At 66.7% G+C, this 16,390-nt stretch carries 18 protein-coding genes; all 18 read right to left on the bottom strand.

What is annotated here, in order from left to right; genetic code table 11:
* Positions 1–7 precede the first annotated feature (7 nt).
* Complete coding sequence (locus BLT60_RS19870) at positions 8–673, bottom strand: RNA-binding protein (protein ID WP_090879241.1); 666 nt, start codon at positions 671–673, stop codon at positions 8–10.
* A gap of 16 nt (positions 674–689) precedes the next feature.
* A complete protein-coding gene (gene nusA / locus BLT60_RS19865) occupies positions 690–2,324 on the bottom strand; it encodes a transcription termination factor NusA (RefSeq protein WP_090879239.1) in 1,635 nt (544 codons plus the stop codon).
* A gap of 16 nt (positions 2,325–2,340) precedes the next feature.
* Complete coding sequence (rimP, locus tag BLT60_RS19860) at positions 2,341–2,943, bottom strand: ribosome maturation factor RimP (protein WP_090879237.1); 603 nt, start codon at positions 2,941–2,943, stop codon at positions 2,341–2,343.
* Between the two features lie 153 nt (positions 2,944–3,096).
* Positions 3,097–3,780, bottom strand: coding sequence for a tRNA (guanosine(46)-N7)-methyltransferase TrmB (gene trmB, locus BLT60_RS19855; RefSeq protein ID WP_090879235.1), 684 nt, complete (start codon positions 3,778–3,780; stop codon positions 3,097–3,099).
* Positions 3,781–3,828: 48 nt separating this feature from the next.
* Positions 3,829–4,998 (bottom strand): methionine adenosyltransferase, encoded by a 1,170-nt coding sequence (gene metK / locus BLT60_RS19850; RefSeq protein WP_090879233.1) that lies wholly within the window; start codon positions 4,996–4,998, stop codon positions 3,829–3,831.
* Positions 4,999–5,189: 191 nt separating this feature from the next.
* Positions 5,190–5,615 (bottom strand): helix-turn-helix domain-containing protein, encoded by a 426-nt coding sequence (locus tag BLT60_RS19845; protein ID WP_090879231.1) that lies wholly within the window; start codon positions 5,613–5,615, stop codon positions 5,190–5,192.
* 195 nt (positions 5,616–5,810) lie between these two features.
* On the bottom strand, positions 5,811–7,430 hold the full coding sequence (lnt, locus tag BLT60_RS19840) for an apolipoprotein N-acyltransferase (protein WP_090879229.1): 1,620 nt from the start codon (positions 7,428–7,430) through the stop codon (positions 5,811–5,813).
* A 57-nt stretch (positions 7,431–7,487) separates the two neighbouring features.
* Positions 7,488–8,594 (bottom strand): hemolysin family protein, encoded by a 1,107-nt coding sequence (locus BLT60_RS19835; RefSeq protein ID WP_090879227.1) that lies wholly within the window; start codon positions 8,592–8,594, stop codon positions 7,488–7,490.
* Positions 8,595–8,612: 18 nt separating this feature from the next.
* Positions 8,613–9,110 carry an rRNA maturation RNase YbeY gene (gene ybeY, locus BLT60_RS19830; RefSeq protein WP_090879225.1) on the bottom strand — a complete coding sequence of 166 codons (498 nt, stop codon included), beginning with the start codon at positions 9,108–9,110 and terminating at the stop codon, positions 8,613–8,615.
* 3 nt (positions 9,111–9,113) lie between these two features.
* On the bottom strand, positions 9,114–10,100 hold the full coding sequence (locus tag BLT60_RS19825) for a PhoH family protein (RefSeq protein WP_425285039.1): 987 nt from the start codon (positions 10,098–10,100) through the stop codon (positions 9,114–9,116).
* A gap of 29 nt (positions 10,101–10,129) precedes the next feature.
* On the bottom strand, positions 10,130–11,518 hold the full coding sequence (miaB, locus tag BLT60_RS19820; RefSeq protein ID WP_090879221.1) for a tRNA (N6-isopentenyl adenosine(37)-C2)-methylthiotransferase MiaB: 1,389 nt from the start codon (positions 11,516–11,518) through the stop codon (positions 10,130–10,132).
* Positions 11,515–12,402, bottom strand: a complete 888-nt coding sequence (gene olsA, locus BLT60_RS19815) for a lyso-ornithine lipid O-acyltransferase (protein ID WP_244521355.1) — start codon at positions 12,400–12,402, stop codon at positions 11,515–11,517. Before olsA ends, miaB begins: the two co-directional genes overlap by 4 nt.
* Positions 12,399–12,785 carry a Fur family transcriptional regulator gene (locus BLT60_RS19810; RefSeq protein WP_090879349.1) on the bottom strand — a complete coding sequence of 129 codons (387 nt, stop codon included), beginning with the start codon at positions 12,783–12,785 and terminating at the stop codon, positions 12,399–12,401. Before BLT60_RS19810 ends, olsA begins: the two co-directional genes overlap by 4 nt.
* An 85-nt stretch (positions 12,786–12,870) precedes the next feature.
* Positions 12,871–13,362: a ribosomal protein S18-alanine N-acetyltransferase gene (rimI, locus tag BLT60_RS19805; RefSeq protein ID WP_090879219.1), complete on the bottom strand. Its 492-nt coding sequence runs from the start codon at positions 13,360–13,362 to the stop codon at positions 12,871–12,873.
* Entirely contained in the window at positions 13,359–14,060 is a 702-nt protein-coding gene (gene tsaB / locus BLT60_RS19800; protein ID WP_244521354.1) for a tRNA (adenosine(37)-N6)-threonylcarbamoyltransferase complex dimerization subunit type 1 TsaB, read from the bottom strand. The genes rimI and tsaB overlap by 4 nt, the downstream gene beginning before the upstream one ends.
* Before the next feature lie 55 nt (positions 14,061–14,115).
* Positions 14,116–14,676, bottom strand: coding sequence for a NifU family protein (locus BLT60_RS19795; protein WP_090879217.1), 561 nt, complete (start codon positions 14,674–14,676; stop codon positions 14,116–14,118).
* 83 nt (positions 14,677–14,759) lie between these two features.
* Positions 14,760–15,254: a universal stress protein gene (locus tag BLT60_RS19790; protein ID WP_090879345.1), complete on the bottom strand. Its 495-nt coding sequence runs from the start codon at positions 15,252–15,254 to the stop codon at positions 14,760–14,762.
* Between the two features lie 73 nt (positions 15,255–15,327).
* Entirely contained in the window at positions 15,328–16,368 is a 1,041-nt protein-coding gene (gene trpS / locus BLT60_RS19785; RefSeq protein ID WP_090879215.1) for a tryptophan--tRNA ligase, read from the bottom strand.
* Positions 16,369–16,390 lie beyond the last annotated feature (22 nt).

Below are 16,390 nucleotides of genomic sequence, written 5' to 3'. Positions count from 1 at the left end.
GAAATTCCTACGATCCCGCGGACACTTTATCTTGCTCGACCATTTCGCGATCGGGCTCGCCAACAGTCATATCCCCGCCGACGAAGTCGGCGAAGGCCCGAACACGTTTCAGGACATTGGTGCTCGCCGGTCCGGCAAGCAATGCTGCATGTATCACATTTGTTCGACCGAATGCCAAATCCAATTCGTCTCCGGTAAACACACGAATAACCGGCGGCCCGTTCGTCCGGTCGCCCTGATGGCGCCTGGCCGCGGCCGCGATCTTGCTGATTCCGTCGGCGCGCGCGTCCGTAGAGTGGATCAACGCACCGACCGATCCCTTGGCCAGAGCGGCCTCGACCTTGGTGAAGCCGCTGACCGCCGCACCCGCCTTGCGGGCCAGCGACACCGCCGCCACCGCCCCCTGGCGCAGGTTATCCGCCACCCGATCGGCAAGACCGGGCTCGACATGGACGCCCGTGCCGAAGCTGCGCTCGAACAGGCGCTTGCGCTCCGCGGTCCTTACGTGTTCGGCGTCGGCCGTCACCCAGACGCCGCGTCCCGGCAAACGCCGCCTGAGATCGGCGACGACGCTGCCATCCGGCGCGGCGACAAAGCGAATGAGCCTCTCAGCCGGCGCGGTTTGCCGGGTGACGATGCAGGTTCTTTCGCTCTGTTCCGCGCTTCGCGGCATCGCGGTCCCGTTTCCGTCAGGCCTGTGCCGGCGCTTCGCCCTCAACCGGAGCTTCGGCGTCGGTTTCACCCTCGGCGGCTTCTTCATCCTGGGCCTTGAGGTCCTCTTCCGTGATCCAGCCCGCCTTGATGCGCGCCTGCATGATCATTGCCTCTGCTTCCGCCCGCGAGATATCGAAACCATCGAGCGCGCCGGGGAAACGGGTCGACTCGCCATCCTTGCGCTCGACCCAGCCAACCAGGTCGTCGGGCACGCAGCCGGCGAAATCATCCATCGTCTTGATGTCGGCCTTGCCGAGGGCAACCAGCGCGGCGGTGGTGACGCCGGGAATTTCCTTCAGAACGTCCTCGACGCCAAGCTCTTGGCGCTCGGCGTCCTGCTCGCCCTCGATGCGCGCCAGATACTCGGCGGCGCGGCTCTGCAACTCGACCGCCGTCTCCTCGTCGAAGCCTTCGATCGAGGCGAGTTCGTCGAGTTCGACATAGGCGATCTCGGTGACCGAGACGAAGCCTTCCGAAGCCAGCAACTGGCCGACGACCTCGTCAACATCGAGCGCCTCGATGAACAGGGCGGTGCGATCCTGGAATTCCTTCTGGCGGCGCTCCGACTCTTCCTGCTCGGTGAGGATGTCGATGTCCCAGCCGGTCAGCTGCGACGCAAGGCGGACATTCTGGCCGCGGCGGCCGATGGCCAGCGACAGCTGATCGTCGGGTACCACCACCTCGATGCGCTCGGCGTCCTCGTCGAGGACGACCTTGGCGACCTCGGCCGGCTGCAGCGAGTTGACGATGAAGGTCGCGGGATCATCCGACCACGGGATGATGTCGATCTTCTCGCCCTGCAGCTCGTTGACCACCGCCTGGACGCGGCTGCCGCGCATGCCGACGCAGGCGCCGACGGGATCGATCGAGGAATCGCGCGAGATGACGGCGATCTTGGCGCGGCTGCCCGGATCGCGGGCGACCGACTTCACCTCGATGATGCCGTCGTAGATCTCCGGCACTTCCTGGGCGAAGAGCTTGGCCATGAATTGCGGATGGGTGCGCGACATGAAGATCTGCGGCCCGCGCTGCTCGCGGCGGACGTCATAGATATAGGCGCGGACCCGGTCGCCGTAGCGGAAGGTCTCGCGCGGGATCAACTCGTCGCGACGGACGATGGCCTCGCCGCGGCCGAGATCGACAATGACGTTGCCGTATTCGACGCGCTTGACCTGGCCGTTGACGATCTCGCCGATGCGATCCTTGAACTCGTCGAACTGACGGTCGCGCTCGGCCTCGCGCACCTTCTGGACGATGACCTGCTTGGCCGACTGGGCGGCGATGCGGCCAAAGTCCATCGGCGGCAGCGGCTCGGCGATGAAGTCGCCGAGCTGGGCGGCCGGGTTGCGGCCGCGGGCAATGTCGAGCGTGATGTCGGTCGCCGGATTGTCGATCTCCTCGACCACCTTGAGCAGGCGCTGCAGCTTGATCTCGCCGGTCTTCGGGTCGATCTCGGCGCGGACATCGGTCTCCGAGCCGTAGCGCGAACGCGCCGCCTTCTGGATCGCATCCTCCATGGCGGTGACCACGATCATCCGGTCGATCACCTTTTCACGGGCGACCGCGTCGGCGATCTGGAGGAGCTCGAGTCGATTTGCACTGACTGCCATTGTCGTCTCCGTTTCGTCAGTGGGCCGAGGCCGGATCGGCGTCGGTGTTGTTCGGGTCTTCGTCGGTCGCGGCGGCGGCGTGCTTTTCGGCCGCCAGCGTTTCGCGGATCAGTTCGTCGGTGAGCACCAGCTTGGCCTCGGCGATATCGGCCAGCGGCAAGAGAACGGTGGTCTCGCCATCGACCGGCTTGTCGACCGCGATGCGGGCGGCGTCGCCTTCGAGGCCGGCAAGGGCGCCGCGGAAACGCTTGCGCCCATTGGCCGGGCGGATCAGCTCGACCTTGGCGACGTGGCCGGCATAGCGCTCGAAATCGGAACGGCGAACCAGCGGCCGGTCGATGCCGGGCGAGGAAACCTCGAGGTGATACGCGCCGTCGATCGGATCGTCGACATCAAGCGCCGGCGACAGGTCGCGCGACAGGCGCTCGCAGTCCTCGACGGTCATCGTGCCGTCCGGACGCTCGGCCATCACCTGCAGCGTCTGGCCGTTCATCGCCGACAGCTTGATGCGGACGAGACGGTAGCCGAGCCCTGACACCGTCGGCTCGACGATGTGGGCGACGCGCGCCTCAAGTCCGCTCTCGGTGACGATCCGAGGTTCAGAAGATTCTTCGGCCAAGCCTGTTCCTTCCCTCGACCGGTTCCGCCTGTGCAAAAAGAGCGGGTCCGGCGGGGCCCACTCTCCAACGAAGCCGATCGTTTGAGATGATGCTGCCGATATAGTCCGGGACCGCGCGAAACGCAAGGTGGCGCGTCGGCGGAGCGTTTCCGGTCAGCGCTTCCGGAAGACGAGGTAGGCGGGCGTCCTGCCCTCGCGATAGGCCTTGGCCTCGTAGCGGGTGCCGGGCCAGCCGGCCCAGGGCTTGCGCCAGTCGTCGGCACGCTCGGCGGTCCAGACGAAATCCGGGCGGGCGGCGAGGTGGCGCAGGGTCCAGTCGACATAGGTGTCGATGTCGCTGGCGAAGCGGAACAGGGCGCCCGGCGCGAGGGCGCGGGCGATGCGGTCGAGGTTGTCCGGGTTGACGAAGCGGCGCTTCCAGTGGCGGCGCTTCGGCCAGGGATCGGGATAGAGGAGATCGACCCGGGCGAGTGAGGCCGGCGGCAGCCAGTCGAGGAGGTCGGCGGCGTCGCCGTCATGGAGGCGGATGTTGGTCAGGCCGGCGAGATCGATCGCCGCGACCGCCTTGGCCATGGCCTCGATGAAGGGCTCGACGCCGATGAAGCCGGTGGCCGGCGCGGCGCTTGCCTCGTGGATCAGGTGCTCGCCGCCGCCGAAGCCGATCTCGAGGCGGATGTCATCGACGGGAGCGGGAAACAGGGTGGCGAGCGGCGCGGGCGGCGGCGTGGCGAGATCGACGGCGAGCTGCCGGTAGACGCCGGCCATGAGGCCCTCGCGGCGCGGCGAAAGCGGCTTGCCCTTGCGGCGGCCGTAGAGCGTGCTGGAGCGTCTCTGCAAGGCCGGGCCCGCTGAACCGGGGGCGCGTCGCCGCGCCCCCTTGGGTTCTTACCTGATGGCCGCGCGCAGGGCGTCGACGAGGTCGGTCTTCTCCCAGGAGAAGCCGCCGTCGGCGTCCGGAGTGCGGCCGAAATGGCCGTAGGCCGCGGTGCGGGCGTAGATCGGCCGGTTGAGCTGAAGGTGCTCGCGGATGCCGCGCGGGGTCAGGTCCATCGCCGAGCCGAGCGCCGTCTCGAGCGCCTGCTCCTCGACCTTGCCGGTGCCGTGGAGGTCGACATAGATCGACAGCGGCTTGGCGACGCCGATGGCATAGGCGAGCTGGATGGTGCAGCGATCGGCGAGATCGGCCGCGACGACATTCTTGGCGAGGTAGCGCGCGGCATAGGCGGCCGAGCGGTCGACCTTGGTCGGATCCTTGCCGGAGAAGGCGCCGCCGCCGTGGGGCGCAGCACCGCCATAGGTGTCGACGATGATCTTGCGGCCCGTGAGGCCGCAATCGCCGTCCGGACCGCCGATGACGAACTTGCCGGTCGGATTGACGTGCCACTCGGTGGCGCCGTTGATCCAATCGGCCGGCAATGCTTCGCGGACATAAGGCTCGACCACGGCACGGACGTCCTCGGAGGTCATCGCCTCGTCGAGATGCTGGGTCGAGACGACGATCGAGGTCGCCCTGGTCGGCTTGCCATTCTCGTAGGCGATGGTGACCTGGCTCTTGGCGTCGGGGCCGAGCATCGGGGCGGCGCCGGACTTGCGGGCGTCGGCCATCAGCTTGAGGATACGGTGCGAATAGTAGATCGGCGCGGGCATCAACTCCGGCGTCTCGCGGCAGGCGTAGCCGAACATGATGCCCTGGTCGCCGGCGCCTTCGTCCTTGTTGCCGGCGGCATCGACGCCCTGGGCGATGTCGACCGACTGGTCATGCAGGAGATTCTCGAACTGGGCGTTCTGCCAATGAAAACCGTCCTGCTCGTAACCGATGTCGCGCACGGCGTCGCGGATCAGCGCCTCGAGGCCGTCGCGGACCTCCTGCGGTCCCCGGACCTCGCCGGCGATGATGATGCGGTTGGTTGTGGTCAGCGTCTCGCACGCGACGCGCGCCTCCGGCAGCGCGCCGAGATAGGCGTCGACGACGGTGTCAGAAATACGGTCGCAAACCTTGTCGGGATGTCCCTCGGAAACAGATTCGCTGGTGAACAGGTAGGATGATCGCGGCAAGGCGGCAGACCTTCTCGTTTGAATGCGTGAAACCGGGCCCCCCGGCAGGAAAATTCGCGCCGTTTCTCGCAGCGAACGTCGGGCGGGTCAACCGCGGAGCCGGTCAGAGCCGTGTCCGGGCCATGCCGACGGCGGCCGGAACGCAACGCGGGGCCGGAGGTTTTCCGGCCCCGCGTTATTTTTGAAATGCGTCAGCTCAGCGAGTCGGACTCGTCTTCGCTTCCGGCAATCGCCCGGACAAGGTCGATGACCTTGCGGCGGAGCTTGGCGTCCTTGATCGTCACGAACGCCTTGTTGAGCTGAATTCCTTCCGAACTTGAAAGAAAATCAACGACATAGCTAGCGGACTGCTGCTCGGCCATGCCGCCTGCTTCCGGCTCGCCGCCCGGCGCGTCTTCGAAGAAGAAGGACACCGGTACCGAGAGGACGCGGGCAATGTTCTGGAGACGGCTGGCGCCGATCCGGTTCGTGCCCTTTTCATACTTCTGGATCTGCTGGAAAGTAATGCCGAGACTCTCGCCGAGCTTCTCCTGGCTCATTCCGAGCATCATGCGACGTAATCGAACCCGACTACCGACATGGATGTCGATAGGATTTGGCGTTTTTTTTATGGCCATCTGGCCTCTCTCTTCGACCGCCCGGGCAGCGGCTAATGTTGTTCACTCAAGCGACCAAAGCCGCGGTGACCGGCGCGTATCCTGTCCGTTTACCGGTCGACATCTCGTGCCTGCACCGGTCGATCACCTCCGTTCCCGTTTCGGATTAACGTATTGTCGGACACAGCCGGGTAGTGCATGTCCAAATGATTTTTGTCAATTCCTATTCAACCTAGACGGAAATTGCACTGCACCGACTACGCCAACCAAGAACAGCATAAGTGCAAGAAAAACCCAATCCCCCAGGCGGGCATAAACCGTCGGGGAAAGCGCCGCTGGCAGCGAGCCGTCGACAATCCCGGCCAGACCGACACCGAGGCGCTGCCGGTCACGGCCATAGCTATCGATGATTGCGGAAACCCCTGAATTCGCGCCCCGAATCACGGGAAGCCCCTCCTCCACGGCGCGAACCCGGGCCTGGAGGAAATGCTGATGCGGACCGGGCGTATCGCCAAACCAGCCGTCGTTGGTGATGTTGAGAATCCAGCCCGGACGGGGACCGGAACCGACCGCCTCGCCCGGAAAGACGATCTCGTAGCAGATCAGCGGGCTGAAGGAGGGCGCATGCTCCAGAGCCAGCGTCAGGCGACGGGCGCCGGGAGCGAAACCACCGGGCAAGGCAATCAACTGGCTGAGGCCAATGGCCTCCAGAAAGCCCGGAAACGGCAGATACTCGCCAAAGGGGACCAGATGCACCTTGTCATAGGCGGCGACGATCTCGCCGTCGTCGGCGATGACGTAAATGCTGTTGAACACACGCGGCGATTCGTCGCCGGCCAGCCGGCCGAGTTCGGCGCGGGCGGCGCCGGTGATCAGCGTGGTCCCGGTCGGCAGCAACGCCGCGATCGCCGACAGGACCTCCGGCCGATCGGTCAGGAGAAAGGGAAATGCCGATTCCGGCCAGACGAGGATATCGACACCATCGATCCCGTTGCGATCGGGCGAGGTCGCGCCGTCGCTCAGTGAGAGGTAGCGGTCGACGATCGCTTCCTCGTTGGCGATGTCCCATTTCTCGTTCTGGGCAAGCGCCGGCTGAACGATGCGGATGGTAATGCTGCTCTCCTCCGACTCCCCGGCCACAAGCAGCCTGAGCCCACCGAAGCCGAGGTGAAGAGCGAGCAGGACCGCCGCCGAGCCGACGAAGAGCCAGCCGCCGCGCCGCGCGTCGCCCGTCGCGCCGGTGAGCGCGGCGGGCGCCGCAAAGATGACGAAAGCGGCGAGCGTCATCCCCCACAAACCGACGAGGGACGCCGACTGCATCATCAACGCGCCTGGCATCAATGCGTAGCCAAGGGCGTTCCACGGGAAGCCGGTCAGGACATGGCCGCGCAGCCACTCGGCGCCGGCCATGGCGATGGCGAAAACCAGAATACGCGACCAGCCGTCGCTCCACGCCGCGCGGGCGACCGCCGCGCCAAGCGCCCAGAACAGCGCCAGACCGGCGGGAAGAAGCGTCACCGCAAAGGGCAGGACCCATAAGAAATCATCGGCCTCGACGAGAAACGCCGTGCCGATCCACCACAGGCCGCACAGGAAGAAGCCGAAACCGAAGCTCCAGCCGACGATCGCGGCCGGAAGAAGCCGGCGCACGAAACCGGCATCTTCGGCCGGCGTCGCTCCGTCGAGCAGCCAGACGAAGACGGGAATCGTCAGCCACAGAACAGGGAACAGGCCGAACGGCGCCATCGCAAGGGCCGACAGGGCGCCGGCGGCGATGGCGATCGCCACGCGACGCCAGCCCCAGAGCACGATGATCGGATTGGCGATTCGGTCCATCCCGGATGACCAAAATCCGTCGGCGCGCGGGTCGTCAAGAGACGTTGCGGGCCGGGGTCAGTCGCCGGCTTCGGATTCCGGCGGAGTGGTGCGTATACGGCGGCGCGGCTCGGGGCGCGCGGCGCCGGTGCGCCGCCGGTAGATGCGCAGGCGCTTGATCCGCCGCGGATCGGCATCGAGGATCTCGAACTCGAAGCCGCCCGGCGCGGAAACCAGCTCGCCACGGACGGGAATCCGGCCGAGCAGGCTGAACACCAGGCCGCCGACGGTATCGACATCCTCGCTGTCCTCGCCCGGCGCAAGTTCGGCGCCGATCGCCGCGGCGACGTCATCGAGATCGGCCCGGGCGTCGGCCAGGAAGATGCCGTCGCCATCGGGGACGATCATCGCCCGGGCTTCATCGTCATGCTCATCCTCGATGTCGCCGACGACCATCTCGATGATGTCCTCGAGCGACACGAGGCCATCGGTGCCGCCATACTCGTCGATGACGAGCGCCATCTGCATGCGCGTCCCCTGCATGGACGCCAGCAACGCGGTCACCGGCATCGACGGCGGGACGAACAGGATGTTGCGCACGAGATCGACATCGGCGAGCGACTGAGTCAGGTCGACCCGTGGCAGGTCGAAGACCGCCGGAGGATGGCCGTTCCTTCCATTGCCGTTGCCAATACCGTTTCCATGGCCATTGTCGCTGCCGGGAGCGGAATCCTCCACCGGCTCGGGCGCGACCGCCGCGGTCTGGGCGACGTGGCGCATCAGGTCCTTGATGTGGACGAGTCCGACCGGATCATCGAGCGTCTCGCGGTGGACCGGCATCCGCGAATGGCCCGATTCCTGGAACGCCGCCAGCAGGCCGGCCAGCGATATGCCGATCTCCACCGCCTCGATATCGGCGCGCGGCACCATGACATCGTCGACCCTGACCTCGCGGAGGCGCAGGATGTTGGCAATCATCGCCCGCTCTTCGGGGGAAAAACCGGCGGCGGCATCGTCGGAGGCGAGCGCGTCGACCATTTCCTCGCGCATCGTCGACGCGCCGCGGATGCCGACAGCGGCCTTCACGCGTTCGAGCCAGCCTTCGGGCGGCGAGCCGCCCGTGTCGCTACTGTCCGGCTCCGGAACAGGGTCGGTGTTCGGGGTGGTGGTTTCGGCGGTGCTCATTTTCGGCTCAGAGCCGTTTCAGCTCGCATAGGGATCGGCAATACCAAGGTCTTCCATAATAAAGGTTTCCAACCCCTCCATGACAACCGCTTCATTCTCGGTTTCGTGATCGTAGCCGACAAGGTGAAGAAAACCGTGAACAATCAAATGGGTAGCATGGTGGCCGAGATCAATGTCGCGATCCGCGGCTTCGCCTGCGACCGTTTCCCGCGCCAGAAAGATATCGCCGAGCAGGGGGCCATGGCGGCCGGCGATCGGCGGGCCGGCGGCAAATGACAGGACGTTGGTCGGCGCGTCCTTGCCGCGGAAGCGGTGGTTCAGCGCCCGGATATGCTGGTCATCAGTGAGGATCACCGTCACCTCGGCACCCGGCGCAATTACCGGCCGGGCGCGTGCCGCAGCCGCGGCGATGGCGGTCCCGGCGATCGATGCGATGGCGACATGGTCCGGCCAGTCACCGGCCTCGACCAGCGTGTCGACGGCGATTCCCGGCGATAAGGGGGGGTCGTCCGGCATCCCTCAACCGGCCTGCGACTCGGCCCGGTCGTAAGCCTCGACGATCCGCGACACGAGGGCGTGGCGCACGACGTCGGCCGAGGTGAAGCGGACCTGGGCGATGCCGGCAATGCCCCGGAGCAGGTCGACGGCTTCGACAAGACCCGAGACCTGGCCGCGCGGCAGATCGACCTGACTCGGATCGCCGGTGACGATCATTCGCGAATTCTCGCCGAGCCGGGTGAGGAACATCTTCATCTGCATCGACGTGGTGTTCTGCGCTTCATCAAGGATGACGATCGCATCGGTCAGCGTCCGGCCGCGCATGAAGGCGAGCGGCGCGACCTCGATCATCCCGGACTGCAGGCCCCGCTCGACCTTGTCGGCGGGCATCATGTCGTAGAGCGCGTCATAGAGCGGGCGCAGATAGGGATCGACCTTCTCGCGCATGTCGCCGGGCAGGAAGCCGAGCCGCTCGCCGGCTTCGACCGCCGGGCGCGACAGGATGATGCGCTCCGCCGCGCCGCGCTCGACCATCGCCGAGGCATAGGCGACGGCAAGGTAAGTCTTGCCGGTGCCGGCCGGACCAATGCCGAAGACCAGCTCAGCGCGATCGAAGGCGCGGATATAGGCGTCCTGCATGACGGTGCGGGCCATCACCGTGCGGCGGCGGGTCGAAATCTGGGCCATGGCCAGGCGGCCGCGCGGCTCCAGCGTCGGCAGGCTGAGCTGCTGCTCGGCCGCCGCGGCCATGCGGATGGCGCCTTCGACATCGCCGGGGACGAGGTCGTGGCCTTCCTGCAGCCGCCCGTAGAGCATGTCGAGGGCGAGCCGGGCGCGGGTGCAGGCCTCGGTCGAGCCGCGGATCGTCACCTGGTTGCCGCGGGCGACCGCATCGACACCGAGCCGCTGCTCGAGCAGCGCGAGGTTGCGGTCGAACTCGCCGAAAAGCGCCGAGGTCAGCCGGTTATCGTCGAAGGCGACGACGATCTGGGTATCCTCTTCGGCGATCGCCGGGACGGCTGCCGGGGGCTGTGGCGTCAAGCGGTTGCCTCCACGACCGGGCGATCCGCCCCGGCCTTTCCGACGACCCGGCCGAACAGGCTGTTCGACCCGACATCCGTGAGTGCCACCCGGGCGATCGAGCCGATCAAGGCGGCATCGGCCGAGACCTGGACCGGCGAGAGCCATGGCGACCGGCCGACGATCTGACCGGCATGGCGGCCGGGGCGCTCGAACAGGACCTCGGCGGTCATGCCGACCCGCGAGGCATTGAAGGCGGCCTGCGCAGCGGCGATACGCTCCTGCAGGCGGGCGAGGCGCTCGGCCATCACAGGCTCCGGAACCTGGTCGCGTCCGGCAGCCGGCGTGCCGGGACGCGGGCTGTACTTGAAGGAGAAGGCCGAGGCATAGCCAACCTCGTCGACAATGCGCAGCGTGTCCTCGAAATCGGCCTCCTCTTCGCCGGGGAAGCCGACGATGAAGTCACCGGCGATCGCCATGCCGGCCCGCGCATCACGCACCTTGTCGATGATCCGCAAATAGTCGTCGCGCGTATGCTTGCGGTTCATGGCGGCCAGCACCCGGTCGGACCCCGACTGCACCGGCAGGTGCAGGTAGGGCATCAGGGCGTCGAGGTCGCGATGGGCGGCGATCAGCGTGTCGTCCATGTCGCGCGGGTGGCTGGTGGTGTAGCGCAGACGGTCGAGGCCGGGGATCTCGGCGAGATGGAACAGCAGGCGACCGAGGGTCCAGGCGTCGCCGTCCGGGCCTTCGCCGTGGAAGGCGTTGACGTTCTGGCCGAGGAGCGTGACCTCGCGGACGCCTTCGGCGGCGAGGCGGCGGGCCTCGGCGGCGATCGAGGCGATCGGGCGCGAGCTCTCGGCGCCGCGCGTATAGGGGACGACGCAGAAGGCGCAGAACTTGTCGCAGCCTTCCTGGACGGTGAGGAAGGCGGCGTGGCGGCCGGGCCGGCTGGCGGCGGGCCGATCGAGCGCGGCGAACTTCTCGGCGACCGCGAATTCAGTCTCGACGACACGGCCGTGGGCGGCGCGCGCCACAAGTTCCGGCAGGCGCTGGTAGGATTGCGGCCCGACCACCAGATCGACGACCGGGGCGCGGCGGACGATCTCCTCGCCCTCGGCCTGGGCGACGCAGCCGGCGATACCAATGACGACGGCGCGACCGGATTCGGCCGCCTCTTCCTTGATCCGGCGCAGGCGGCCGATCTCGGAATAGACCTTTTCGGCGGCCTTTTCGCGGATATGGCAGGTGTTGAGGAGGATCAGGTCGGCGGATTCGGGGGAATCGACGGCGGCATAGCCCGACGTCGCCAGCGCGTCCGTCATCCTCTCGGAATCGTAGACGTTCATCTGGCAGCCGTAGGTCTTGACGAAAACTGTCTTCAGTTCGTGGTCCGTTCCGCTCATGAAGCCCGGTTGACGATTTCTTCGCCGCCCTGCCCTGCCTGGTCGACGGGCGTCTTATCCTCGGTTTCTTTAGCGTCTTTTGCCGGTTGAGAGAATACCCGCTCCCTCTTGCCGGCATATGACGCCCGGGCGACCTCATCCATGTCGCGCACCGAGCGGTAGCAGGTCTCCGCCACCTTCTTGCGGTCGGTCTCGGGAGTAAAGTGGATGGGATCGCCGAAACTCACTATCGCGTCGATACCGCCGCGGCCGATCAGGCGGCTGAAATGGGCGACGAAGGGCATCTCGCCATACCAGGCGATGCCGGGGCGATCAGCCCGGCCGACGGGGATGCCGCCGATCCGGGTGTAGGTGACCGCGACGGGCTGGACGGTGATGGTCTTGCCGGCCACGGCGCCCGCGGCGCCGATCAGGGCGCTGCGAAACGGCAGGATGCGGTTGCCGTCGCCGGTGGTGCCTTCGGCGAAGAGCACCATGATGTCGCCATTGCCGACCCGCCGGGCGATGGCCTCGGTGGCCTCGCCGGTCTGCAGGCGCTTGGTGCGATCGATGAAGATGGTCCGTTGCAGGCGGGCCAGCGTGCCCAGCACCGGCCAGCCGGCGACCTCGGCCTTGGCGACGAAGGACAGCGGCATGACGCTGCCCAGCACGGTGATATCGAGCCAGGAGATGTGATTGGCGGTGAGGAGCAGCGGCGGCGGCGCCGGGGCGCCCGTCACCACGACCCGCAGGCCGACCAGCCAGCGGGCGACGCGCTGCCAGTAATAGGGAAGCCAGGCGGCCAGCCGCCAGTTGAAGCGGGTGGCGAGCATCTGGACCGGCATCAGGACCAGGGTCAGGATGCCGAGAACCAGGGCGACGAGGACCGTGCGCGCCAGACTCACTGCTCGTCATCCTTCTTCTTATCGGTGAGCGGCACGCCGTAGAGCTCCAGCCGATGGTCGACGAGCCGGAAGCCGAGGCGCTCGGCCATGGCCTGCTGCAGCCGCTCGATCTCCTCGTTGCGGAACTCGATGACCTCGCCGGACCTGAGATCGATCAGGTGGTCGTGGTGGATCTCGGGGATGGTCTCGTAGCGGCTGCGCCCCTCGCCGAAATCGTGGCGGGTGATGACGCCGGTATCCTCGAAGAGCTTGACCGTGCGGTAGACGGTGGCGATCGAGATCTTGGCATCGACCGCCGAGGCGCGCCGGTAGAGTTCCTCGACATCGGGATGATCGGACGCGGCGTCGAGGATGCGCGCGATGATCCGGCGCTGCTCCGTCATCCGCAGGCCGCGGGCGGTGCAGGCATCCTCCAGTGTGGTGGTCTTGCTTTCTTCGGCCACGTCGCAAGGGTCCTTTACCGGGCGATTAGCGAAGCTTCAGGCGCATGACAAGCGCGGCACCCGCCGGCCCCTCATCCCGGCGATAGTAGCTCTTTCGCTCGCCGACCGTCTCGAAACCGAGCGACTCATACAAGCCGACCGCCGTCCGGTTATCGCGATCGACTTCGAGAAAGCAAGATTCGACCCGTTCGCGATAGAGACGCCGCAGCGCTTCATCCATCAGAAGCCGGCCGTGGCCGCGGCCCCGGCTCGCCCCATGGACCGCGATCGACAGGATTTCGGCCTCGTCGGCTGCAACCCTTACCAGAACGAAACCGACCAGACGCGGCGGCCAGAATGTCGAGTGACGCCGGAGGCCAAGGGAAAAAACCCGGCGATCGCCGGAGAGCGCGGCAAAATCGTCGGCGCTCCAGGAGCGGGAGAAGGCCTCGGCATGGATATCGGCCAGGGCGTCGGCCTCGTCCGGGCCGACCGCCTCGATAACAATGCGGGGACGGGGAAAGAGGAAATCGATCATCGTCGCGCAATGGCGGCGGCGGATTGCGGCTTGGCGTCCGGGGCGCGGACATAAAGCGGGCGCGGCGCATCGAAGGGCGGCATTGCGGCAAGCCCGAGCCGGACCAGCGCGCCGATATCCGGGGTCGGCGCAACGGCAACGATTCGGACATCGGCACCGGCCGGCGCAGCGGCGGCAACCATCGGCGCGCCGGTGCCGGCCAACCGTATCCCGGGCCCGATCGCCGCGCCGAACCGGGCAGCGGGGCCGGCTTCGGCCTCCCCCGTGGCTATGCCGGCGGCATCGAAGGACTGGACATAGACCTCGTCGCGCCGGGCATCGAGCGTCGCCCAGACAGGAACAGGGCCAGCGGCCTCGCGGGCGGAGGCGGCGATCACGGCGAGCGTTCCGATGCCGGCTACCGGACAGCCGATGACCAGCGAAAGGCCGCGCGCGGCGGCGATTCCCACCCGCAAGCCGGTGAAAGACCCAGGTCCCACGGTGACGGCGATCCGGTCAAGATCGTCATAGGCAAGGCCGGCCTCCGCCATCGCCGACTCGATCATGCCGAACAGCCGCTCGGCATGGCCTCGCCCGATGGTCTCGGAGATCAGCACCGGCTCCTTTCCGGCGGCGGCAACGCCTACGGAACAGGCCTCCAGCGCGGTATCGATGGCAAGCAGGTTCATCGTTGCGCAATAGCCGCCCGCGACCGCCAAGTCGAGCCGATCCGAGGCTCGAAAAGCCGGATGGTTAAGCTGCCCGGCGGATGCGCTAGAGCGGAACCGCCTGGATTTCCTGCACTTCCGGCACGAAGTGGCGGAGCAGGTTTTCGATGCCGTGCTTCAGGGTCGCCGTCGACGACGGGCAACCGGCGCAGGAACCGCGCATGTTGAGGAAGACGACGCCGTCACGGAAACCCTGGAAGGTGATATCGCCGCCATCCTGGGCAACGGCCGGGCGCACGCGGGTCTCGATCAATTCCTTGATCGCGGCGACCGTGTCGGCGTCCTCTTCAGCGAAGAACTCGCCTTCGCCACCGGCCTCCTGGGGCTTTTCCATCGCCGGCATGCCGGAGAGGAAATGCTCCATGATCGCGCCGAGAACCGCCGGCTTGAGATGCTGCCACTCGACGTCGCCCCGGGTAACGGTGACGAAGTCATCGCCGAGGAAGACACCAGCGACACCGGGAACGGCGAAAAGCCGGGTGGCCAGCGGCGAGGCGCCGGCCTCGGAGGCATCGCGGAACTCGGCGGTATCGGGGCCAAGCACGACGCGGCCTGGCAGGAACTTGAGGGACGCCGGATTCGGCGTGGTTTCGGTCTGAATGAACATGACTTGGCGCCTTTCAAGGGGGCGTTGGATCCAGCCTTCATCTAGGCTCGCCGGCCGCCAAGATCAACTGCGGCCAGCGGCGGTCAGGCGACGGCGGCGACCGACTCGTCGTCGAGATTGCCCGGAACGATGGTAATCGGCACCGGGAAGGTCGCCGCCGCATTGCCTGCAAGCGCGGTGACGAGTGGCCCCGGCCCTTCCTTGTCGGTGCCGGCGGCCAGCACCAGAATGGCGATATCCTCGTCATCCTCGATCAGGCCGACAATCGCCTCCGACCGGCCGCCCTCGCGGATGACGACCTGCGGCTCGATGCCGGTCTTGTCGCGAACGAAGTCGGCCGCCTTGCCGAGGGCGACCTCGGCCGCCTCCATCGCCTCGGCGCGCATGATGTTCTCGACGCCCACCCACTGGGTGAATTCGCTCGGCGTGATGACGTAGAGCAGCACGACCGCGCCGCCGGTATGGACAGCGCGCAAGCCGGCAAACAGAAGGGCGCGGGTCGATTCCGGCGTGTCGTCAACGATCGCCAGGAATTTGCGCCGGTGTCCCTCGACGGTGCTGGTGCGCTTCTTGATCATTTGCGGATGCTGCCACTCGCCGCGGGCGTCGGCAAGCGGCCCGGGGCGCGGCAAACCAACCGGCGGAGAAATATCATTTCTTGCGGATGAAGCCGATCACGTCCTTGACGCCGTCCATCGTCTTTTCGGCAATCGCGCGCGCCCGGTCGGCGCCATCGGTGAGGACGGAATCGATGTGACCGGGATCGGCGAGCAGGCGGCGCATCTCGCTGGCGATCGGCGCCATGCGGGCGACGGCGAGATCGGCCAGGGCCGGCTTGAAGACCGAGAATTGCGAGCCGCCAAAATCGCTCAGGACCTGGGCCTTGGACTGGTCGGCAAGAGCGGCGAAGATTCCGACGAGATTGTCGGCCTCGGCCCGGCCCTTGAGGCCATCGACCTCGGACGGCAGCGGCTCGGGATCCGTGCGCGCCTTGCGGAATTTCAGGGCGATGGCATCGGCATCGTCGGTGAGCGCGATCCGCGAATATTCCGACGGGTCGGATTTCGACATCTTCTTGGTGCCGTCGCGCAGCGACATGATGCGGGTTGCCGGGCCAGTGATCAGCGGCTCGGTGATCGGGAAGAATTCCTCGCCGAAGCCATTGGAGGCGATGGTCGCGGAAAAATCGTGGTTGAACTTGGTGGCGATGTCGCGGGCCAGTTCGAGATGCTGCTTCTGGTCCTCGCCGACCGGCACGTGGGTGGCGAGATAGGCGAGGATGTCGGCCGCCATCAGGTTCGGATAGGCGAAGAGCCCGACGCTGGCATTCTCGCGATCCTTGCCGGCCTTTTCCTTGAACTGGGTCATGCGGCTCAGCCAGCCCATGCGGGCGACGCAATTGAACACCCAGGCGAGTTCGGCGTGGACGTGGACCTGGCTCTGGTTGAAGACGATATGGGCCTTCGGATCGATGCCGGCGGCGAGGAAGGCGGCCGTGACTTCCCGCGTCGCCCGGGCAAGCTCGGCCGGATCCTGCCAGATGGTGATCGCGTGCATGTCGACGACGCAATAGATGCAGTCATGGGTCGACTGCATCTCGACGAAGCGGACGATGGCGCCGAGGTAATTGCCGAGGTGGAGATTGCCGGTCGGCTGGACGCCGGAAAAAACGCGCGGGACGAAGGTGGTCATGGGTTCGGGACTCTGTCTGGTG

The sequence above is a fragment of the Bauldia litoralis genome, assembly GCF_900104485.1.
Lineage (GTDB): Bacteria > Pseudomonadota > Alphaproteobacteria > Rhizobiales > Kaistiaceae > Bauldia > Bauldia litoralis.
Note: the sequence above shows the minus strand (reverse complement) of the source record. Positions and strands in the feature narration are given on the sequence as shown.